Genomic DNA, 21381 nt, shown 5'->3' on the forward strand with positions numbered 1-21381 from the left:
CATCAATATTCTAACAAAAACGGCCGCGTAGCTGGTCGTCTGCCGCGCGGCCGTCGCGGGGCCATAAGCCCCACATTTTCGGAACGGCGCTTGTTAGGCGTCCTTGTTTTCGCCCTCGGCGGCATCGTTCAATGCAGCTTCTTCCGGCGCATCGACCGCTTCGCCAATGTCGAAGCCGAGTGCACCCTGCTGACGCTCGATGCCGTCGATTGCGGCCTTCGCGATCAGGTCGCAGTAAAGTGCGAGTGCGCGTGCGGCATCGTCATTGCCCGGGATCGGGTAATCGACAACGTCCGGATCACAGTTGGAGTCGACGATTGCGACAACCGGAATGCCAAGGCGCTTGGCTTCCTGAACGGCAATCGCTTCCTTGTTGGTGTCGATCACGAACATCAGGTCCGGCGTGGAGCCCATGTCGCGAATGCCGCCCAGCGCGCGGTCGAGTTTCTCGCGCTCGCGCTCAAGGTTCAGGCGCTCCTTCTTGGTGAAGCCCTGTGCTTCCGAAGCGAGCAGCTCGTCGAGCTTGCGCAGACGCTGGATGGAATGAGAGATCGTCTTCCAGTTGGTCAGCATGCCGCCGAGCCAGCGTGCGTTCACATAGTACTGAGCCGAGCGCTTGGCCGAGTCGGCAACGATCTCGGAAGCCTGGCGCTTGGTGCCGACGAACAGGATGCGGCCGCCCTTGGCCACCGTGTCGGACACGGCCTTCAGCGCCTGGTGCATCAGCGGCACGGTCTGGCTGAGGTCGATGATGTGAACGTTGTTGCGGGCGCCAAAGATGTAGTTGGACATCTTCGGGTTCCAGCGGTGGGTCTGGTGACCAAAGTGAACACCAGCTTCGAGAAGCTGGCGCATGCTGATATCGGGCAGTGCCATTCTTTTTCCTTTCCGGTTGAACCTCCACGGACCGTCAGGCGGAAACCGCCACCGGGGGCGCCGACCGGATTTCTCCCGACCGGAACCAAGATCCGTGTGTGGAATGCGCGCGCATATACGAACTAATCGCGCACAATGCAAGCGTTAGGCCGGCAAAAGCGCCTATTCAGCGCAGTCTGCCTCTTCTTCGGCCGTATCGAACAGGGTGAGGTCGACAAGCTGACCGCGAATCGAAAACTCGCCATAGTTCATGTCGAGGCTGCGCGTGACGCCGCTTTCATGCAGCAGGAAACCGATATCGTAGTCGGGCAGCGTCTCGCCCCGCTCATTGCCGGGGTCGAAATAGGCGATGCTCACGGGCCAGTAGGACTGGTTGTCGAGCGGCGCTGCCGCCTGTTTCTCGGCATCGCCCTCCTCCATCGGCTTCGGCTGGCCGATGGTGACCGACGTCATCATGACCCGGTCGGCATCTTCGGAACTGTCATAGAGTGTCGTCTGATAAAAGCCGCCGCCGGCAGCCGCCTTCTCCAGCACTTCAATCATATGCTGAACCGGGAACTGCGTCGCCTCGAGCGTTTCGCTGCGCCGCTCGGGCTTTGACAGTTCGACCAGGGTTTCATCGCCTTCCAGCCGGGCGACGCCCTTCACCTCGCGGTCGAGCATGTTGTCCAGATACATCTTGTTGACGAACTGGAAGACCTCGCCCTTTCCATCCTCATAGGTGGTGGTCTGCTGATCGGAAAGCCGCGATGCCTCATCCGTCTCAAGCCGCATGACGAAGCGGAACGTCGTCGTGTAGCCTTCGCAGGCCGAGCCGGCGAACTCATAGACCATACGCCCCGATATGCCGTTGATGCCCGAGCGGTCGCTCGCCTGTTCCAGCGAGAGATCATAGACCGCCCGATGGGGGAGCAGGTTGGGCTCGGCCGCCGCTGCACTGATCGCGGCGCTCGAAACGGCGGTGAGTGCCAAGGCAAATAAGCGCGATGCGCGCATGTACGACCTCCCGGTATTCGGCATTGTCGCGGTCGGAGAGTGGATTGACCGCCTGGAGCGTTATCGTTTGGACAAGAGTCGTGGCGGAAGCGAGGTAAATATGCAACCTCTCGCCCTGCGGCGCTTTCCCCATCAACGGCGGATTCGATTGCGAAACTGTCACGAGTGACGTTTAGATCTGCCGACAGTGCGGAGCCCGCTCTGTTTGAATTCAAAAAATGCCGGGAGACAATCATGGCAAGCGAGATCGAGAAAAGACTGTTGGAGCTGGGTGTGGAACTGCCCGAGGCGGCAGCCCCCGTGGCGAACTATGTGCCTTACGTCCAGACCGGCTCCCTGCTGATGACCTCCGGCCAGCTGCCCGTAAAGGACGGCAAGCTGATGGCGATGGGCCTTCTGGGCCGCGAGCTCGGCGTTGAGGCCGGCAAGCTTGCCGCCAAATGGTGCACCGTCAACATTCTCGCCCAGGCGCGCGCCGCGCTCGGCGATCTGGAGCGCATCAAGCGCGTTGTGCGCATTTCCGTCTTCGTGGCTTCCACGCCCGACTTCACCGACCAGCATCTCGTCGCCAATGGCGCATCGGATTTCCTCGTCGCCGCTCTGGGCGACCGTGGCCGTCACGCCCGCGCAGCCGTCGGCATGGCGTCCCTGCCGATGAATGCGCCCGTCGAGATCGACGCCGTCATCGAGGTCGCTGAATAATGAGTGCGCTTTCCTGGCTGACCGAGCGGCCGATTGCCCATCGCGGTCTGCACGACATGAACAATGTGCGCTGGGAGAACACCCTCCCCGCGTTTCAGGCGGCCATCAATGGCGGCTTCTCCATCGAGTGCGATCTCCATCTTTCCTCCGATGGCGTTCCGATGGTCTTTCACGATCACGCGCTGCGCCGTCTCACCGGTCAGGAAGGCACCATTGCAGAGAAAACGGCCGCCGAAATGGGCGCAATGCCCATCGGCGGCACGTCGGACTGCGCTCCGACGCTTCGCGAAATGCTCGATCTGGTCGCCGGCCAGGTGCCGCTGGTGATCGAGCTCAAGGGCTCGGAAGGGCATGACGACGCGCTTGTCGGGAAAGTCGTGGAGACGCTTCATGGCTATTCTGGAAAGGTGGTGCTGATGTCGTTCTCGCACCGTCTTGTCCGGCAATTGGCCAAATTCGCGCCGGACATTCCGCGCGGACTGACGGCCGAAGGGCTTTCGCCCGAAGCCATGGAGGCGCATTTCTCCATGCTGGCGCACGATCTGTCCTTCGTGTCCTATGCAGTGAAGGAACTGCCGAACCCGTTCGTCAGTTTTGTGCGCGAGCGCCTTTCGCTGCCCGTCATTACCTGGACGGTGCAGGATCAGGAAGCCGTTGACCGCACCTTCCGGCATGCCGACCAGATGACGTTTGAGGGTTTCACGCCCTGAAGCACCGGACCCGAAGGGAGTTTCCGCCTTTTGGGCAATGCCGCTGCTCCATCCATATGCCCTCAAGGGGCATTGCCCCTTGAAGCGCCCTGCCTCACGCGCTTACTTATCTGGCATGTCATCAGCCCAAACGAGTGCCGCCATGCCAGGCGATGTAACGCTGACGGTTTCGCCGTCCTTCGCCGACATGCCGGCATCCGACTGGGAAGCGCTCGCCGGCGCTGGCCCGCAGGCAGCGGGCGCGCCCTACAATCCCTTTGTTTCCCACGCTTTCCTTTCAAGTCTTGAAGAAAGCGGCTGTGCGGTGCGCGAAAGCGGCTGGCTTGGCCAGCATCTTTTCCTGCGCTCGGAAGATGGCGCACTGCTCGGCGCAGTCCCCTGCTACCTGAAATCCCACAGCCAGGGCGAATATGTGTTCGACCATGGCTGGGCCGATGCCTTCGAGCGCGCCGGCGGACACTATTACCCCAAACTGCAGGTTTCGGTGCCGTTCACCCCGGCAACGGGTCCGCGCCTTCTGGTGCGCGATGGCATAGCGCCCGACGCGGTGCGCCATGCGCTGGCGGAAGGATTGAAGACGCTGACCGACAAGCTTGGCGTTTCGTCTGTCCATGTCACCTTTGCCCGTGACGAGGACATTGCAGCGCTCGATGATGCGGGCTTTCTTCTGCGCACCGACCAGCAGTTCCACTTCTTCAACCGCGGCTATGAAAACTATGACGATTTTCTGGGCACGCTTGCCTCACGCAAGCGAAAGGCGCTGAAGAAGGAACGCCGCACGGCGCTTGAAAACGGCATCGAGATCGAATGGCTGACGGGAGCCGGGCTCACCGAAGCCGTCTGGGACGATTTCTTCGCCTTCTATCTGGACACCGGCAGCCGCAAATGGGGGCGCCCCTATCTCAACCGGCGCTTCTTTTCGCTGATCGGCGAACGCATGGCCGACGACATTCTTCTGGTGATGGCGCGCCGCGAAGGCCGCTACATCGCCGGCGCGATCAACTTTATCGGTTCCGATACGCTGTTCGGCCGCAACTGGGGCTGTATCGAGCATCACCCGTTCCTGCATTTCGAGGTCTGCTACCATCAGGCCATCGAATTCGCCATCGCGCGCGGCCTGTCGACGGTGGAGGCCGGCGCGCAAGGGCAGCACAAGCTGGCGCGCGGCTATGAACCGGTCACGACGCGCTCGGCGCACTACATTCCGCATCCGGGTCTCCGGCGCGCAGTGGCGCAGTATCTCGAACTGGAGCGGCGCGACGTGGCCGAGATCAACCGCGTGCTCGAAACCCACACGCCCTTCCGCAAGGGTTGACGCTTCAGTGCATCACGGATTTTGAAAACAGGTTGATGACCAGCACGCCGGCGATGATCAACGCGACGCCGATGAGCGCCGGCGTATCGAGCGACTGCTGAAACCACAGCCAGCCAATGGCGGTGATGAAGACGATGCCCGCACCTGACCACAGCGCATAGACAATGCCCACCGACATGGTGCGCAGCGTCAGCGACAGGAAGAAGAAGGCCACCGCATAGCCGATCAGCGTGATCAGCGACGGCACAAGACGCGTGAACCCCTCGGTCTGCTTGAGTGCAGTGGTGGCCACGACTTCGAACAGAATGGCCACGAGCAGAAAGAGATAAGTCACGGACGGCACCTTTTCGAAAAGCGCGGCGAATCGCCCGCTCCCGGGAGTTGACGGGCGCGACATTAGCGCAGAAAAATGCGGCCGCAATTGCCCAGACGAGAGGTTTCCATGAGCAGCGCCGCCTATGACAACGACAATGTTTTCGCCAAGATTTTGCGCGGCGAACTGCCCTCGCACAAGCTCTACGAAGACGACGAAACCTTTGCCTTCATGGACATCATGCCGCGCGGCGACGGCCACTGCCTGGTGATCCCGAAGAAGCCGTCACGCAACATTCTCGATGTCGAGCACGATTCGCTCGCCGCCGTCATGCGCACGGTGCAGAAACTGGCCCGCGCCGCGAAGGCCGCCTTTGGGGCGGATGGCGTGACGGTCCAGCAGTTCAACGAGGAAGCCGGCGGTCAGGTGGTGTTTCACCTTCACGTCCACATCATCCCGCGTTTTGATGGCGTCGCCCTGCGTCCCCACACGGGCGAAATGGCGGATCAGGCTGTTCTCGCAGAGCAGGCGGAAAAGATCCGCGCAGCGCTTTAAAGCCCCTGTTCGGCCGGGGCCACTGGCTCCGGCCTTTGCCTTGTGTCCGAAACCCGTGCGAGAACACTCCGGGCAAGCCAGACACTGATCAGGAAAGCAGCAAGACCGCCGAACAGGTCAATCAGATGATGCCCGCCATGGATCAGGATTGCGGGCAGCATGAGCGTGTTGATCACGACGAAGACCGGGAACAGCCCCCTGATGGATCGGGTAAACCAGACGGCCATCAGCGCCATGACAGTGTGGAACGAGGGAAAGGCGATCAGCCCCAGTGCGTCCTGCGGCGACAGACGCTGAGCGCCCTGTGTCATCACGCGGTTGAGCTCCACACCATAGTCAGGCCCCACCACCATTCCGAGACGTTCAGCAGTCTCCACCGGGATCGCAAAATAGGCCGATGGCCCGGAACTTGGGAAAGCCAGCCAGAAGGCCATGGTGAGCGTGGCGGCAAGCACACCGGTCAGGAGGAAAGCGTGGAGCTGCGCCTGACGTTCGGTCATGCCAAGCGTCAGGATGACGATCACGAATTGCGGCAGTGAGCTGACATAGGTCCAGCGAAGCAGGGTTCCAAGCACCGGATGCTCGCTCGCCCACCCCACAAGCCCCGGCCATGAATAGCCCACGAGACCATCGAGCCTGATCAACAGCGGATCGACGCGTTCGGCGCCTGCCGGTATGAGCAGATAATTGAGCGCCGCGCCGACAATGGTGAAGAGGATGAAAAGCCCGGCAGCGATTGCCGCCAGCGCAATCTTCTGGTCACGCCCGCTCCAGCGGTATGCGAGGCCAACCGCAAGTATGACTGCACCACAGGAAACGACAGCGCCATAACCACGCCAGTCGACCGAAATGGCGCTGCCGGCCACAAGCGTCAGATCAGCAATCAGGAAAGCGCCAATGACAAGCGCGACCAAACGTTCAGCTGGAAAAAGCATCGCCCACCCCTTGATGCCGCTCTACCTCAGATTGTTCTAAAAAAGAACTAATCGATCAGGTAGAGACCTGTGAGCAGGATGATCTCTGCAACCACGATGCCGACGAGGATCTGCTTGCGGGAGAAAAGATAGGCGGCGAAGCCGGCTATGGATGCGCCGACCCGCAGGGTGAGCGGTGCATCGGCCAGAGCGCCGCTGGGAAAGACAATCAGATTGGCGATGACGGCGGCGACCAGCGCCGTCGCCACACAGCGCACGAACACCAGAATGTCCGAACCTTCCGAAAGCTTGCCGCCAAGATAGACACCGAGATAGCGCCAGGAATCGGTGGCGAGCCAGCCTGCAAGCAGGATGAAGAGATAAGGCCACCACCAGGCATCAAAGGCGTCGAAACTCATCCGACAGTCTCCCGTCTGACGCGCGCGCGGTGCCAGAAATAGGCCACCGAGCCACCGATAACCCCGGCTGCCAAAAGGTCAAAACCGGGCAGGAGAATGTGAAAGACCGGGCCTACGGCGAGGCCGAGCACCATCGCGACATGCCCTGCCCGCTCCCGCGCAGAACCCCAGAGCGATGTCAGGAAGTAGAGCGGTGTCAGGAAGAAGAGCGCGGCCGTCAGTTGCGGCGGCAGACGTTCGGCCAGAAGAAAGACGGTCGCCACCACGCCCATATTCACCAGAACAAGCGTCGAGCCGATGCCGGTGTAATAGGCCGTGCGCATTGCGCGCGGAACGTTCTTGAAGCTCTCCATCGCCAGCACCCATGAGGTCACGGCAACGAAATGCGAAAGGCAATAGAGCACCCAGGGCCGGGTCTTCTCCGTGCGCATTTCAGGCGTGATCGCCACCACCATGGGCGCAAGCCGGACCGATGACAGCGCCACGGCGAAAGCCGCCGCAAACAGGCTGTTGCCCGCCAGTACGGCGCCAATCAGCACCACCTGCGCAGGCAGGGCCCAGACAGCCCCTGTCATGAAAACGGTTTGGGGAAGCGAAAGCCCGGCCTCGCGCGCCAGACCGGCGAAACCGATAAAGGCGCTGACCAGCACCAGACCCGGAATGGAGAAACAGCGGCGCACGCCCCGCAGATACCAGGTGACGTGCTTTTCCTGACTGTCCGATTCGACTTCCGTGTTCTCGCTCATCGGTCAAATGATTTAGCACAGCGCATGCAGGCCTGCGATACAACGAAGGCGTGAGTGCTTGGGGCACCCACGCCTTCGAAATTGGACCAGTTCCGAGACCGGACTTGCCTGTCAGTACCGGGCCTGCCTGTCAGTCCTTGCGCGGCAATTGCGGCACAAGGCTGCGCTTTGGCGGATCCTTGGGCTTCTGCGCCTTCGGCTTGGCCGCTGCCGCCTTGGGCTTGCGGGTCCGTTTGGCCGCCGGCTTCGCCTTCTTCTCGGGCACCTCGTCGCGCGGCTTGATCGGTGCATCATCGGGAAGCGCATCGAGTTTGAGGTGGCTCTTGCCCGCCTCGTCCTTCTCGACGCTGACGCGGACCGTGCCGCCCTTCTTGAGCTTGCCGAACAGCACTTCATCAGCCAGCGGCTTCTTGATGTGCTCCTGGATCACGCGGCCAAGCGGCCGTGCGCCCATCCGCTCGTCATAGCCCTTGTCCGCCAGCCAGGCGATGGCGTCATCCGACAGGTCGAAGGTGACGCGACGCTCGGCGAGCTGCGCCTCGAGCTGCATGACAAATTTCTGCACCACCTGGTGAATGACCGGAACCGGCAGCGAGCCGAACGGGATGACCGCGTCGAGACGGTTGCGGAACTCCGGCGTGAACAGCCGGTTGATCGCTTCCATGTCGTCGCTGTCGCGCTTCGTCGATCCGAAACCGATGGCCGGCTTGGCGAGATCGGCCGCACCCGCATTGGTCGTCATGATGAGGATGACATTGCGGAAGTCGATGCTCTTGCCGTTATGGTCCGTCAGCTTGCCGTGATCCATGACCTGCAACAGGATGTTGAACAGATCCGGATGCGCCTTCTCGATCTCGTCGAGTAACAGCACGCAATGCGGATGCTGATCGACACCGTCCGTCAGAAGGCCACCCTGGTCGAAGCCCACATAGCCGGGCGGCGCGCCGATCAGGCGCGACACGGTGTGGCGCTCCATATATTCCGACATGTCGAAACGCAGGAGTTCGACACCCAGCGAAGCGGCGAGTTGCTTGGCCACTTCCGTCTTGCCGACGCCCGTGGGGCCGGAGAACAGGTAGGAGCCAATCGGCTTTTCAGGCTCGCGCAGACCGGCCCGCGCCAGCTTGATCGCCGACGACAGCGCCGTGATCGCGGCATCCTGACCGTAAACAACGCGCTTCAGCTCGTCCTCGAGCGTCGCCAGCACCTTCTCGTCATCGGCCGAAACGGTCTTCGGCGGAATGCGGGCCATGGTGGCGATGGTCGCTTCGATTTCCTTGACGTTGATCGTCTTGCGACGCTTCGATTCCGGCAGAAGTTTCTGCGATGCGCCGGTCTCGTCCAGAACGTCGATGGCCTTGTCCGGCAGCTTACGGTCGTTGATGTAGCGCGCCGACAGTTCCACCGCGGCCTTCACCGCCTCGTTCGTGTAGCGAACCTTGTGGAAGTCCTCGAAGTAAGGCTTCAGCCCCTTCATGATCTCGACAGCGTCCTCAACGGAGGGTTCGGCGACGTCGATCTTCTGGAAGCGGCGCACCAGCGCACGGTCCTTCTCGAAGAACTGTCGAAACTCCTTGTAGGTGGTCGAGCCGATGCAGCGGATCGAGCCGGACGATAAGGCCGGCTTCAGGAGGTTCGATGCATCCATCGCGCCGCCCGACGTTGCGCCCGCGCCGATAACCGTATGGATCTCGTCGATGAACAGAACCGCGCCCGGGAAATCCTCAAGCTCCTTGACGACCTGCTTGAGGCGTTCCTCGAAATCGCCACGATAGCGCGTGCCGGCCAGAAGCGTGCCCATGTCGAGCGCGAAGATGGTGGCGTCCGACAGAACATCCGGCACATCGCCCTCGACGATGCGCTTGGCGAGCCCCTCGGCGATGGCCGTCTTGCCGACGCCGGGATCGCCCACATAGAGCGGATTGTTCTTCGAACGGCGGCACAGAACCTGGATGGTGCGGTTGACCTCGGCCGTGCGACCGATCAGCGGATCGATGCGGCCGGCCCGCGCCTTGTCATTCAGATTGACGCAGTAAGCCGTCAGCGCGTCCTGCGCCTGTTTCTTCTTGGCGCCCTCTTCCGCCTCGGCGCCCGGTGCGCCGGCATCATCGTCCTCGGCCCCGCGCGGCGTGCGCGCTTCAGAGCCGCCCGGCCGCTTGGCAATGCCATGGCTGATATAGTTGACGGCGTCATAGCGCGTCATCTGCTGTTCCTGCAGGAAGTAGGCGGCGTGGCTCTCGCGCTCGGCGAAAATGGCCACGAGCACATTTGCGCCCGACACCTCTTCACGACCGGAAGACTGCACATGGATGACCGCCCGCTGGATGACCCGCTGGAATCCGGCGGTGGGCTTGGAATCCTCGTCATAGCCCGTGACGAGATTGTCGAGCTCGCTGTCGATATATTTGACCACGGTCCCCTTGAGCGCATCGAGATCGACATTGCATGCGCGCATGACGGCGGCGGCATCGGCATCATCGATCAGCGCCAGGAGAAGATGCTCCAGCGTCGCATATTCGTGGTGGCGCTCATTGGCAAATGTGAGCGCCTGATGCAGAGCCCGCTCCAAGCCTTGGGAAAAAGCCGGCATTCAGTACCTCATTTCTTTTCCATCACGCATTGAAGTGGATGCTGGTGCTGTCTGGCGAAGTCCATCACCTGCGTTACCTTGGTCTCGGCCACTTCGAACGTGAACACGCCACATTCACCAACACCGTGATTGTGTACGTGCAGCATAATTCGCGTCGCAGCCTCGCGGTCCTTCCTGAAGAACCGCTCGAGCACATGAATGACGAACTCCATCGGCGTGTAATCGTCATTCAACAACAGAACACGATACAGACTCGGCTTCTTTGTCTTGGTCTTCGTGCGCGTGATGACAGCCGTTCCGCGATCGGATTCGTCGCCATCGCCCTCACCATCCTGCAATCGCCAATCGTAACGCTGCATGGCTTCGCTGCCGGTGCTCAAAAATTCCATTCCCTTTGCCGAGCCCTTACGTAGGACATGTAGGTACCCTTCCGACAATTTTAAGACCTTCTCAGTTCCTGACAATACGGCGCAGGGGCTTTTACGTTCAAAACTACGCCATCAAACGGATAGACGATTCTCTACCCCCAATTCCCCTGCGGAATGGCTCAATTTCGCTTCAATGTTAAGAAATTCCGTCAACGTTTGGGTCACCATAAACGGATTGGTAACGCCGCTCGCACTAAAGTTTCGGGAAATGGGCCTGTGGGTTGGGATGCCCCGCGGCCTGAAACCAGGTGCAAATAGGTGTTGTTGTGCGTCAGGCGTTGTTGGGTAGAGCGAATCTTGTGCGGCTCCCGGGCAAGATTCTCACCGCACTTTTTCTTTCATGTCTCATGGTATTCGGTGTGATTGGGCAGGCTTCGGCCAACTCCAAATATGCGGGCATCGTGATGGACGCCAAAACCGGCAAGGTCCTCTATGAGTCCAATGCCGACTCGCTGCGTTATCCGGCCTCGCTCACCAAGATGATGACCGCCTACATGCTTTTCGAAGCCATGGAGAGCGGTCGCATCAACAAGAACACCCGCATTCCCGTTTCACGCAACGCGGCAGCAGAGCCGCCAACCAACATCGCGCTCAAGCCCGGCGACAGCCTGACCGTCGACCAGGCGATCCGCGCGCTGGTCACCCGCTCGGCAAACGATGTGGCAACGGCAGTGGCCGAGTTCCTCGGTGGCTCGGAAGCGAAATTCGCGGCCATGACGACCGCCAAGGCCCGCCAGCTCGGCATGTCCCGCACCACGTTCAAGAACGCGCATGGCCTGCCCAACAGCAAGCAGAAGACCACTGCGCGCGACATGGCGAAACTCAGCATCGCACTGCGTGAGCACTACCCGCAGTATTACAGCTATTTCCAGACCAGCTCCTTCACCTACAAGAAGCGCCGTTACGGCAACCACAACCGGCTTCTCGGTCGCGTCAAGGGCGTGGACGGCATCAAGACCGGCTACACGCGTGCCTCCGGCTTCAATCTCGCCAGCTCCGTGCAGGCAAATGGCCGCAGCATCGTTGCCGTCGTCATGGGCGGGCGCACCTCCCGCAGCCGTGACGCACACATGGCCGACCTCATCAAGCGCTACCTGAACAAGGGTTCGACCGGTCGCGACCGCATGCTGATCGCCAAGGCGCCCGGCGGCGCCCGCACAGCACTTGCCGCGATGATCCCCGGCAGCGATGTTCCGCTTCCGACCGATCGCCCCGAGGCGCAGCCGCAGACCCTGACCGCCTATGCGCCCGAGCCGCCCGTCAAGGCAGCTGCCGTGGTGAACGCTGCCGTTCCGCGTCCGCGTGTTGCCGTCGCAGCCGTCGACCCGATGCCGACGGCCTCCACCAATGCCGCGGCAACCGAGACCGCCTCCATGGGTGGCTGGGTCATTCAGGTTGCGTCGCTTCCCACCGAGGATGAGGCCCTCATGGTTCTCGCCCAGACGGAGCAGAAGGCCGGCAGTGTTCTCGCCCGCGCCGTTCCGATCACCGAGACCTTCGAAAAGGGCGGCGTCGTCTATCACCGCGCCCGCTTCGTCGGCTTCAACAGCAAATCCGACGCCTGGGGCGCCTGTGCGTCTCTGAAGAAAAAGAGCATCTCCTGCTACGCGGTGCAGCAGTGAGAACCAGTTTGAAGAACAGCAAGGAAAGTGTCTTGCCCACCGGGAGTTCAGTTGTGAGTGGAGAGCAGAACGTCGCGCGCCTCGTTGATACGGGCGGCAAGAGAAGAGGTTCCTCCCATGTCGGGATGCAGGCGCTGCATCAGGCGGCGGTGAGCCTGTCGGATCTGCGCAACGGACGCACCGCGTTCAAGACCAAGGATCTCATAGGCCTCCTCCTTGGTCATGGGGCCCGTGCCCGCCGCACGTCCCTGCCCCGCGTCTCCGTGCGTGTCCGCGCTGTCGCGCCAGGCGGGGAATTCTCCGTCAAGGTAGGTTTCTAGGAGCCTCAGGCTCTCTTCGTCGCTGGCAAGTTCAGCGTACAGATCAAGCAGTTCATCCTGCGTCATCTCGCCGAGCCGGCGTCCTTCATGCCGGCCGGCAAGCACCACACCGGATAATTTGCCAGTGTCGTGATCAAGCTCCATTTCGAGCGCTGCCGAACGAACGGTGGACCTTTGCCCAGGCGTTTTGCTCTGCCCCATCTTGAGGCGTCCAGAGCCATACCAGGCGGCAGCGCCCGACAGGAGCATTCCTCCCAGGCCCGCCCTTCCGATGAAAAGCATCGCCACGCCGACCACCGCCATGAGCGCCGGCCCGGCGATCCGCAGCGTGTTTGCGATGCTGCGCGGGCTGGACTTCACAAACGCCATGCCCGCCAGAAGCATGAGCAGGACAAGTGCGAAGAAGAAAAACGGATAGGTCATCGCTCTTGTCCGCCGCGCAGATGCTCCAGCATCCTGCGGTCTTCGGGCCGGTTGCGGTCGCTTAATGCCTTGAGCCCGCCAGTCGCATAGACCGCGACGGCTGAAAGGAGCTTCCCAAGCTCTGCGGCCGCGCGCGCATCGAACCGGAACCATGCGCCTTTGGAAAGCCGCGCGATCTCGCGGAAGGCGCGTTCGGCTGTCGGGTCATGCCCTTCCTGGAAGACGAACACCGGCACGCCGCCCAGCCCCAGCCTGCCCGCCTTCTCGGCAAGGTCATCCACGCTCTCTTCCATCGCATCCCCGATATAAACGAGCGCGTTGACCTTCTCGCGTCCGGTCTCCTTCAGCGCATGCGACAGCACCTTGCCGATCTGCGTGTGGCCGCCACGGCAGTCGATCTTCGTCATCAGCGTCTTGAGCGCATCCGTGTCGCGCACGAAGCGCGAGGCGCGGCTTTCGCCAAACCCGCGAAAATAGACGAGCTGGACGTTGAGCGAACCGGCCTTGCCCACCGCATCGAACATCTCGGCCTGCAGCTTGCAGGCCAGATCCCAGGTGGGCTGCCGGCTCATCGTCGCATCAAGCGCCAGAATGAGCCGGCCACTCCCGGCTTCTCCGCCGCGCACGGGTGCGACGGCGCGCGCATGGCGCACGAAGGCATCAATCGCTCCCGATGACGATCGGGTCTTGGCGATGTCCGATTCGACGCGGCGCGGCGCAGGCGTTTTCTTGTCGTTCATGATGAAAAAGATGGGCTCGTTGAGAGCAGTTGCAAGACTATCCCGCAGCCTGCGCCAGAACAGCGCTTACAGCAAGCCGAGTTCGGTGAGTTCGCGGCGCAGTTCCGGCGGCATCTCCGCATCGTCTCCAGCCGCGCCAAGATCAGCCGGCGCATCCTTGGGATCGAGATAGCGCCAGCCCTGAAACGCGCGGCGCGGCTGAAACTGCGTGCGCACAAGCTTCGGCTCCAGCACCAGATGGCAACGCGACACGCCTTCCGCATCGCGAAACGGGCGGATGTCGATGAGCTTCTGGCGGCACTGCACCGTGCCCTTGATGACCCAGTAGAGCGAACCGCCATCGGTCAGCTCTTCAACGCGCTTGGGCACCATGCGGGTCGTGTGAAACTGCTCCGCCGGTTCGCCCAGCGCCCGCTGTTCCTGCGTGCGCAGCCTGATCCAGTCCTGCAATTGCTCGACGCTTTCGCAGCCGACGCACAGTTTTATGAGATTTAGTGCCATGCTCTAAATGTCGGGCGCAGCTCCACCAAGGTCAAGCACGATAGCCGGCTCTCCACAGCGCGAAATGTCGCTCAGCACTCCACCACATTGACCGCCAGACCGCCAAGACTGGTCTCCTTGTAGCGTTCATTCATGTCGACGCCGGTCTGACGCATGGTTTCGACTGCGGCATCAAGTGAGACGAAGTGCTTTCCGTCGCCCTTCACCGCAAGCGATGCTGCCGTCACGGCCTTTACCGAGCCCAGCGCATTGCGCTCGATGCACGGCACCTGAACGAGCCCGGCCACGGGATCACAGGTCATCCCCAGATGATGCTCCAGCGCGATCTCGGCCGCATTCTCCACCTGTTCCGGCGTGCCGCCCAGAACCGCTGCCAGCCCGGCCGCCGCCATCGCCGAAGCGGAGCCCACCTCGCCCTGGCAGCCCACCTCTGCGCCGGAGATCGAGGCATTGTGCTTGACGATTCCGCCAATGGCCGCCGCCGTCAGCAAGAAGTCGCGGATGCCGTTCTTGTCCGCATCCACGTGGAATTTCTGCCAGTAACGCATGACTGCCGGCACGACGCCCGCCGCGCCATTGGTCGGCGCGGTGACTACACGGCCACCGCTGGCGTTCTCCTCGTTCACCGCCATGGCGAAAACCGCCAGCCAGTCGTTTGCGGCAAGCGGGTTGGGCCGGTTCTGGCGCCAGTCCTCGTCAAGCCGGTCGTGAAGCTGGCGCGCACGGCGGCGCACATTGAGCCCGCCGGGCATGATGCCGTCCTGGGAAAGCCCGCGCTCGATGCACGAATCCATCGCCTGCCAGATCTCGTCGAGCCCCGCGTCGAGCGCGGCGCGATCCATCTTCACTTCCTCATTGGCGCGCTTCATCTCGGCAATGGAAAGCCCGCTCTCGGCTGCCATCGCCAGCATCTCGCGCCCGTTGGCAAACGGATATGGCACAGTGCTGCCCTCGGGCCCGGCCTTCTGGGCCTTGAGGGTCTGAAGCTCCTCTTCGGAAACGACGAAGCCGCCACCGACCGAATAATAGATGCGCCGCAGAAGAAGGCGGTCGTCTGCATCATAGGCGTTGAAGGCCATGCCATTGGCGTGACCGGGAAGCGGCTGCTTCTTGTCGAGCACAAGATCGCTTTGCGGATCGAAACGATAGGCCGGATGGCCCTTTGGCCGCACCATCTTTTCCCCGGCGATGGTGGCCAGTTGCCCGTCCATGCGATCCGGATCGACCGTCAGCGGGTTGAAGCCCGCAAGACCGAGGATCACGGCGCGGTCGGTGCCGTGCCCGATGCCCGTGAATGCAAGCGAACCATGCAGGCTGACCGAAAGACGGTCCACTTCGCTGCCTGCCGGGCGCGGCCAGTCATCGCCTGCAATCTCCGCCAGAAAGCGCTCTGCCGCCGTCATCGGCCCCATTGTGTGCGAACTCGACGGTCCGATGCCGATCTTGAACAGGTCGAAAACGGAAAGAAACATGGGCGAAGGCTCCGGGATTTCACCGCTGGAAGCATTCCAGCGATCAGTTGCCGTGGCGGGCTATCGCGCGGCACGGGCTGGCGTGAACGCGACAGGAAAGATGTAGGCGATTTCCCTGAACAAGCAAAGGGCGCAGCGATTGCGCTGCGCCCTTCAACTTCTGTGAACCGATGTTGTGCGGTTTTGCTGGTTGTTCAGCCTGCCGTTGCTACGACCGCTGCCGTCTCGGCGCCAATCAAGAGCCATGCCAGAAAGATGATTCCCGCAAGCCCGATCACTGCCTTGGCGGTTACGCCCCAGCAGGATCTCTCAACGCTATCGTCCATGCATATCCCGTTTGTTATCCGATCTCCGACCGGGATGATCCCGACCGCCGATCCGTGACGGCGGGAGATACTCCTAAGCACATGCTTCCGCAAGTCCAAAAACGGCAAAATGACGGCATTTGAACTGTTAAAAACCCGCAGAAAACGGGGCTTTCCGTGTCTAATCAGGCACTTGCACGCATAAAGGAATTTTCAATACATGCGACCAAAAAAGGACAATATTGCTGCACTGCACCATCAGACAGGGAAAGCCGGTCCGAAACTCAGTCTGTGCGTGTATCGGAAGCCGGCAAAAACACGTCCGTTCTGCCTGCGAACCAGTAGGCGGCGAGCCCCAGCCATTCCCTTATGCCCACTGTGAGATTGCGCAGGGAATCGAGCGCATTGTCCTCGGCAAGGCCGGGCTTCTCATTGCCGGCGGTCTTGTAGTCGACCGGCCACGGCGTCACAGGGAACCCCGCCTTGCGGAACACGCCCACCGCGCGCGGCATGTGAAACGCGGATGTGACGAGCAGCCATGTCTCGCCTTCGGCCGGTTGCACCATCTCGCTGGAGAAGCGCGCATTCTCATAGGTATCGCGTGAGCGGTTCTCCAGAATCAGGCGTTCCGGATCGACGCCAAGCGCCGTCAGCAGACGCGGCGCCGTATCCGCGTCGCCCTCACCGGCCAGGAAAACGGCTCCCTGTCCGCCAGAAATCAGGATTTTCGCCTGCGGGAAGCGGCGCGCCAGGATGGCGGTCTCAACGAAACGGTCGCCACTGGCATTCAGTTCGTGGCCGCCGCGCGCACTGTTGATGGAACCTTCCAGCCCGCCGCCCAGAACGACGATGCCGTGAACCGTCTCAGGCACGGGGTCGGGCTTCTGGAAGCGGTCTTCGAGCGGTCCGAGAAGAAGCGCGCCGAGCGTCGTCCAGGCCGACAGAAAGAGAACGATAAAAGAAAGGCCGCCTGCCGTCATGGACAGGCGGCGCCAGCCAAAAAAGGCGGTGACCACCGAAACCGCAATCAGGATCGCGGCAAGGCCGAGCGGCTGCAGGAACAGCCAGCCAATTGCGGAGACGAAATGGAACATGACGCGGCCTTTCTCTCAGGAAGCGAGCCGCGCCATGGGCATCACCACCACTTGTTCGGTGCGAAACGCCCTGCGGCCTGTTCGATCACATGTGCTGTGCGGAACAGCGTTTCTTCTTCAAACGGCTTTCCGATCAGCTGCAGGCCGAGCGGCAGGCCCTTCGCGTCAAGACCGGCGGGCACGGCGATGCCGGGCAGGCCCGCCATGTTCACCGTCACGGTGAAGATGTCGTTCAGATACATCTTGACCGGATCGGACGCCATTTCCTGATCGGCGATGCCGAAAGCGGCCGACGGCGTTGCCGGCGTCAGGATCGCGTCGACGCCCTGATCGAAGACCTGCTCGAAGTCGCGCTTGATGAGCGTGCGAACCTTCTGCGCCTTGAGGTAATAGGCGTCGTAATAGCCGGCCGACAGCACATAGGTGCCGATCATGATGCGGCGCTTGACCTCGCGGCCGAAACCGGCGGCGCGGGTCTGCTCATACATGTCGGCAATGTCCTTGCCGGGCACGCGCAGGCCATAACGCACGCCGTCATAACGCGCGAGGTTGGAAGACGCCTCGGCAGGCGCAACGATGTAATAGGCCGGCAGCGCATATTTCGTGTGCGGCAGCGAGATGTCGACGATCTCCGCGCCCGCATCGCGCATCCAGTCAATGCCCTGCTTCCACAGCGCCTCGATTTCCTCCGGCATGCCGTCGAGACGGTACTCGCGCGGAATGCCGATCTTCATGCCCTTGATCGACTGGCCGATGGCGGCCTCGTAATCCGGCACCGGAAGATCGACGGAGGTGGTGTCCTTTTCGTCAACCGAAGCCATGGACTTCAGAAGGATCGCGGCGTCGCGCACATCGCGCGCAATCGGGCCTGCCTGATCGAGTGAGGAAGCGAAAGCCACCGTGCCCCAGCGCGAGCAGCGGCCATAGGTCGGCTTGATGCCGACCGTGCCGGTGAAGGCTGCCGGCTGGCGGATGGAGCCGCCGGTGTCCGTTGCGGTTGCGCCGGCGCACAAAAGGGCGGAAACGGCTGCCGCCGAACCGCCGGAAGAGCCGCCCGGCACGAGATCGGCATTGGAGCCTTCGGCGCGCCACGGGTTGATGACCGGACCGTAATAGGAGGTCTCGTTGGACGAGCCCATGGCGAACTCATCCATGTTGAGCTTGCCGAGCATCACCGCGCCATCGGCCCACAGATTGGCCGTCACGGTGGATTCGTATTTCGGCTTGAACCCGTCGAGAATGTGGCTGGAGGCCTGGGTGTGAACGTCTTCGGTCGCGAACAGGTCCTTGATGCCGAGCGGAATGCCTTCCAGCGCGCCCGCCTCGCCCTTCGCGATCCGCTCATCGCTTGCCTTCGCCATGGCGCGCGCCTTGTCGTGGGTGACGGCGACATAGGCGTTGAGCTTTTCATTGGCCGTGTCGATGGCCGAAAGATAGGCCTCGGTCAGTTCCGTGGCGGTGAACGCCTTGGCAGCCAGCTTTTCGCGCGCCTCGGCAATGGTGAGTTTGGTGAGCTCTGTCATGGAAAATCCGTGAAAATCCGGGGGCCGGTCAGGGCAAATGGGTTTGGAAGCCTATGCCGGCTTCTATTCGACCACTTTCGGGACAACGAAGAAATTGTCCTCCGAAACCGGTGCATTGGCGACGATGTCGTCGGCCTTGTTGCCGTCGGTCACGCCGTCCTGACGCTTCTTCATCGCCATCGGGATGACAGACGTCATGGGCTCGACGCCCTCGACATTCACTTCGTTCAGTTGCTCGACGAAACCGAGAATGGCGTTCAGTTCGCCTGTCATGCGCTCTGCGTCCGCATCGTCAACGGCAATGCGGGAAAGGCGCGCAACACGCTTCACGGTATCGATGTCCACGGACATGGTTCTCTCCAGGCGCTTATTGGCTGCGCCACGGCTATAATCGGCGCGCGGGCGGCGTGCAACCGCCAACGCGCTCCGGCGCACCGGAATTGCTATAGGAAAGGCCTGAAAATCGGAAACGATTTCCAGAATACGTGATGCATCAATGCCCGATGCATCGCGGTCCCTAAAGCGAAATCGTCTCGCCCACCTTCAGCGCCGGCACATTCACGCCGGAGCCTTCCATGCCGTCGATGAATTTCTGCGCCGTCTGATCGATGATCGGGAATGTCCCGAAATGGCAGGGCAGCACGGTATCGAACTTGAAGTAGCGGCGGCAGGCGAGTGCCGCGACGGCACCGCCCATCGTGAACCGGTCACCGACCGGCACAAGACCGATTTCAGGCTGATGGAGTTCGTGGATCAGCGCCATGTCGCCGAAAATGTCGGTATCGCCCATATGATAGAGCGTCTTGTCCTCGGGGAAGTGAAGGACGAGACCGGCGGGATTGCCCAGATAGGTGTTTGCCCCGCCCTCGCCTGCAGACGACGAGGAATGCAGCGCGTTCACGAATGTGGTGGTGAAGCCGCCGCAATCGACGGTCCCGCCGTGATTGCCGGGGTTGATGCGGTTCTGGTCGACGCCCTTGCCGACAAGGAACATGCAGATTTCGAAATTGGCGACCAGCATCGCGCCGGTCTTCTTCAGGATTTCGACCGCATCGCCGATATGATCGTCATGGCCGTGGGTGAGCAGCACATGCGTCACGCCCTCCGCCGGGCCTTCCCATCCATCGTTCCAGGAAGGGTTTCCGCTGAAGAACGGATCGATCAGGATGCGCGCATCGCCTGCATCCACGCGAAATGCGGAATGGCCGTACCAGGTCAGGTCCATGGGAAATACTCCTTGCTGAATGTGGCGCGTTCAACGACGCCTGTCGCGCAGCGACTTCTTTTCGTGTAACCGCTGCAGCGTCATTAGACCACTTTGTCGTCCCGCGGAATCGGCAAAGTCGCCAAGTCATTGTTTTCAGGCAGTTCCGGACGGGAAACCGGTTTCCACTTTCCCTGGAATTGCTCTAGAACCATCCCACAGTCGTAATTGGAGTGTACAGTTTTGTCAGTGGTCGACCTGCAGGAACTCCCCGCTTTTCTCACTGCGGGCCAGACGCTGGCCGGGCTCGACCTCGGCACCAAGACCATCGGGCTTTCGGTCTCCGACCGCGGACTGTCGCTGGCGACGCCGCGTCAGGTGGTGATGCGCAAGAAATTCACGCAGGACGCCGAAGCGCTGCTTGCCGCGTTCAAGCGCGACAATGTCGGTGGCATCGTCATCGGCCTTCCGGTCAACATGGATGGCACGGAAGGCCCGCGCGCCCAGTCAACCCGCGCCTTCATCCGCAATCTAGAGCGGCTGACGGACCTTCCCGTCGCCTTCTGGGACGAACGCATGTCGACGGTTGCCGCAGAGCGGGCGCTTCTGGAGATGGATGTATCGCGCAAGAAACGGGCGGAGCGGATCGATTCGGCCGCCGCCGCCTTCATCCTTCAGGGCGCGCTGGACAGGCTGCGTGCTTCCGGGGCCGCTTCACCGGCCCGGTAGGCCGCGCGCTTGTCCTGATACCACGCCTTGATTGCGCGCCGGCGACGAAACGCGACAATGCCCGCAAGGATGAATGAGTCGACCACGCAGGCCCGCGCGACCATGCCGGGAATCACCTGCGGATCGATGCCGAGAATATTGCCATAAATCCTGAACAGCAGATCATTCATCTCCCGGCTCAGGAATGTGAAGCCGAAGTTCAGATCGTTGTACGACAGGCCGTACCATCCCCAGAACAGGCCCATGGGTAATGCCCATAAGATAAGCAGCAGACGCATCAGTGGCTCCTGTCGTCATTGGCGGGTGGGGAAAACTGAAAGCCCCGGCGGGCGACAAGCCGGGAAGCAAGGCGCGCGGTCATGGCTTCGTGCGCGGCATCGACAAGGCGCATCGCCGAGAAGCGGTTCACCGGAACCGGCTGAAGCTGTTGCTCCGCGCCATTGTCCGCAAGCTCTTGGCGACGCAGCACCAGATGGGTTGCCAGGATGGCGAGGAATTTCACCGTCACCGCTCCCGTTGGCGTCGGAGCCGTCGCATCCGCGACGAAGCCGGCCTGAACCGCATCCACGATCAGCATGAGAAGCGCGCCGGCGCAGGCAAGCTGCGCCACGGTCGCGGTCTCCCGCGTCTCCCCCTTTTCCAGCACGGACACCACGAAGGTCCACAGGAACAGCACCGCAACGAGCGCGTTTCCAAGCACCACGCCGAGCTGGCCAAGGAGATGTGAAAGCTGCAACGCCCCCTCGGCAGCCGACGCACCGACAGGCATCAAAACGCCGTCAGCAAGCGCTGCCGCCCAGGCAGAGGCTGCGAAAGTGATGGTCCAGAAGACCGTCAGGAGGGTTGCGAATGTACGATTCATGGCTCTCATTCTCGAATGCGAA

General features: G+C 61.8%; 24 protein-coding genes. 6 read left to right on the plus strand and 18 right to left on the minus strand.

Annotation, left to right across the window (positions count from 1 at the left end; all coding sequences use genetic code 11):
* Positions 1-93: 93 nt before the first annotated feature.
* Entirely contained in the window at positions 94-876 is a 783-nt protein-coding gene (gene rpsB / locus JYP46_RS06435) for a 30S ribosomal protein S2 (protein WP_113155137.1), read from the minus strand.
* A gap of 162 nt (positions 877-1038) precedes the next feature.
* Positions 1039-1872 carry a cell envelope integrity EipB family protein gene (locus tag JYP46_RS06440; RefSeq protein ID WP_206547607.1) on the minus strand — a complete coding sequence of 278 codons (834 nt, stop codon included), beginning with the start codon at positions 1870-1872 and terminating at the stop codon, positions 1039-1041.
* A 234-nt stretch (positions 1873-2106) separates the two neighbouring features.
* On the opposite strand from JYP46_RS06440, the gene JYP46_RS06445 reads away from it, so the two are divergent.
* From JYP46_RS06445 to JYP46_RS06455, 3 genes are all read left to right on the plus strand, one after another.
* The gene (locus JYP46_RS06445) at positions 2107-2574 is read left to right on the plus strand and encodes a RidA family protein (RefSeq protein WP_113155135.1); all 468 of its coding nucleotides are present in this window, start codon (positions 2107-2109) and stop codon (positions 2572-2574) included.
* Entirely contained in the window at positions 2574-3284 is a 711-nt protein-coding gene (locus JYP46_RS06450; RefSeq protein ID WP_206547608.1) for a glycerophosphodiester phosphodiesterase, read from the plus strand. Before JYP46_RS06445 ends, JYP46_RS06450 begins: the two co-directional genes overlap by 1 nt.
* A gap of 187 nt (positions 3285-3471) precedes the next feature.
* Positions 3472-4599, plus strand: a complete 1128-nt coding sequence (locus tag JYP46_RS06455; RefSeq protein ID WP_412033251.1) for a GNAT family N-acetyltransferase — start codon at positions 3472-3474, stop codon at positions 4597-4599.
* A 4-nt stretch (positions 4600-4603) separates the two neighbouring features.
* Here JYP46_RS06455 and JYP46_RS06460 read toward each other — a convergent pair whose 3' ends face one another.
* The gene (locus tag JYP46_RS06460) at positions 4604-4933 is read right to left on the minus strand and encodes a DMT family transporter (protein WP_113156291.1); all 330 of its coding nucleotides are present in this window, start codon (positions 4931-4933) and stop codon (positions 4604-4606) included.
* 108 nt (positions 4934-5041) lie between these two features.
* On the opposite strand from JYP46_RS06460, the gene JYP46_RS06465 reads away from it, so the two are divergent.
* Entirely contained in the window at positions 5042-5467 is a 426-nt protein-coding gene (locus tag JYP46_RS06465; RefSeq protein ID WP_113155132.1) for an HIT family protein, read from the plus strand.
* Here the strand turns inward: JYP46_RS06465 and JYP46_RS06470 are convergent.
* The 5 genes from JYP46_RS06470 to clpS all read right to left on the minus strand — a co-directional run bounded on the left by JYP46_RS06470 (position 5464) and on the right by clpS (position 10495).
* Positions 5464-6402 (minus strand): phosphatase PAP2 family protein, encoded by a 939-nt coding sequence (locus JYP46_RS06470; RefSeq protein WP_206547610.1) that lies wholly within the window; start codon positions 6400-6402, stop codon positions 5464-5466. The genes JYP46_RS06465 and JYP46_RS06470 overlap by 4 nt on opposite strands.
* Positions 6403-6449: 47 nt before the next feature.
* Positions 6450-6800, minus strand: a complete 351-nt coding sequence (locus JYP46_RS06475; protein ID WP_206547611.1) for an AzlD domain-containing protein — start codon at positions 6798-6800, stop codon at positions 6450-6452.
* Positions 6797-7546: an AzlC family ABC transporter permease gene (locus JYP46_RS06480; RefSeq protein WP_113155130.1), complete on the minus strand. Its 750-nt coding sequence runs from the start codon at positions 7544-7546 to the stop codon at positions 6797-6799. Before JYP46_RS06480 ends, JYP46_RS06475 begins: the two co-directional genes overlap by 4 nt.
* A gap of 130 nt (positions 7547-7676) precedes the next feature.
* Positions 7677-10136 (minus strand): ATP-dependent Clp protease ATP-binding subunit ClpA, encoded by a 2460-nt coding sequence (gene clpA, locus JYP46_RS06485; protein WP_206547612.1) that lies wholly within the window; start codon positions 10134-10136, stop codon positions 7677-7679.
* A gap of 8 nt (positions 10137-10144) precedes the next feature.
* Positions 10145-10495: an ATP-dependent Clp protease adapter ClpS gene (gene clpS / locus JYP46_RS06490; protein WP_113156290.1), complete on the minus strand. Its 351-nt coding sequence runs from the start codon at positions 10493-10495 to the stop codon at positions 10145-10147.
* Between the two features lie 368 nt (positions 10496-10863).
* Between clpS and JYP46_RS06495 the strand changes: the two genes are divergently transcribed.
* Positions 10864-12186, plus strand: coding sequence for a D-alanyl-D-alanine carboxypeptidase family protein (locus JYP46_RS06495; RefSeq protein WP_206545507.1), 1323 nt, complete (start codon positions 10864-10866; stop codon positions 12184-12186).
* Positions 12187-12233: 47 nt separating this feature from the next.
* Here the strand turns inward: JYP46_RS06495 and JYP46_RS06500 are convergent, their stop codons facing one another.
* From JYP46_RS06500 to JYP46_RS06535, 8 genes are all read right to left on the minus strand, one after another.
* Entirely contained in the window at positions 12234-12929 is a 696-nt protein-coding gene (locus JYP46_RS06500; RefSeq protein WP_206547613.1) for a DnaJ domain-containing protein, read from the minus strand.
* Positions 12926-13669, minus strand: a complete 744-nt coding sequence (locus JYP46_RS06505; protein WP_206547614.1) for a vWA domain-containing protein — start codon at positions 13667-13669, stop codon at positions 12926-12928. The genes JYP46_RS06500 and JYP46_RS06505 overlap by 4 nt, the downstream gene beginning before the upstream one ends.
* 66 nt (positions 13670-13735) lie before the next feature.
* Positions 13736-14170: a DUF1489 family protein gene (locus JYP46_RS06510; RefSeq protein WP_113155125.1), complete on the minus strand. Its 435-nt coding sequence runs from the start codon at positions 14168-14170 to the stop codon at positions 13736-13738.
* Positions 14171-14241: 71 nt separating this feature from the next.
* A complete protein-coding gene (locus JYP46_RS06515) occupies positions 14242-15642 on the minus strand; it encodes an L-serine ammonia-lyase (RefSeq protein WP_206547615.1) in 1401 nt (466 codons plus the stop codon).
* Between the two features lie 589 nt (positions 15643-16231).
* Positions 16232-17041, minus strand: coding sequence for a YdcF family protein (locus tag JYP46_RS06520; protein WP_113155123.1), 810 nt, complete (start codon positions 17039-17041; stop codon positions 16232-16234).
* 41 nt (positions 17042-17082) lie between these two features.
* On the minus strand, positions 17083-18564 hold the full coding sequence (gene gatA, locus JYP46_RS06525) for an Asp-tRNA(Asn)/Glu-tRNA(Gln) amidotransferase subunit GatA (protein ID WP_206547616.1): 1482 nt from the start codon (positions 18562-18564) through the stop codon (positions 17083-17085).
* A 63-nt stretch (positions 18565-18627) separates the two neighbouring features.
* The gene (gene gatC, locus JYP46_RS06530) at positions 18628-18915 is read right to left on the minus strand and encodes an Asp-tRNA(Asn)/Glu-tRNA(Gln) amidotransferase subunit GatC (RefSeq protein WP_113155121.1); all 288 of its coding nucleotides are present in this window, start codon (positions 18913-18915) and stop codon (positions 18628-18630) included.
* Between the two features lie 166 nt (positions 18916-19081).
* Complete coding sequence (locus JYP46_RS06535; protein ID WP_206547617.1) at positions 19082-19789, minus strand: metal-dependent hydrolase; 708 nt, start codon at positions 19787-19789, stop codon at positions 19082-19084.
* A gap of 222 nt (positions 19790-20011) precedes the next feature.
* On the opposite strand from JYP46_RS06535, the gene ruvX reads away from it, so the two are divergent.
* The gene (ruvX, locus tag JYP46_RS06540; protein WP_113155119.1) at positions 20012-20497 is read left to right on the plus strand and encodes a Holliday junction resolvase RuvX; all 486 of its coding nucleotides are present in this window, start codon (positions 20012-20014) and stop codon (positions 20495-20497) included.
* Here ruvX and JYP46_RS06545 read toward each other — a convergent pair.
* Both JYP46_RS06545 and JYP46_RS06550 read right to left on the minus strand, forming a co-directional pair.
* On the minus strand, positions 20443-20775 hold the full coding sequence (locus tag JYP46_RS06545; RefSeq protein WP_206547618.1) for a DUF6105 family protein: 333 nt from the start codon (positions 20773-20775) through the stop codon (positions 20443-20445). The two genes, ruvX and JYP46_RS06545, sit on opposite strands and share 55 nt — an antisense overlap.
* On the minus strand, positions 20775-21359 hold the full coding sequence (locus tag JYP46_RS06550) for a hypothetical protein (protein WP_206547619.1): 585 nt from the start codon (positions 21357-21359) through the stop codon (positions 20775-20777). The genes JYP46_RS06545 and JYP46_RS06550 overlap by 1 nt, the downstream gene beginning before the upstream one ends.
* Positions 21360-21381 lie beyond the last annotated feature (22 nt).

It is taken from the genome of Nitratireductor aquimarinus (assembly GCF_017255295.1).
Classification (GTDB): Bacteria; Pseudomonadota; Alphaproteobacteria; order Rhizobiales; family Rhizobiaceae; genus Nitratireductor; species Nitratireductor aquimarinus.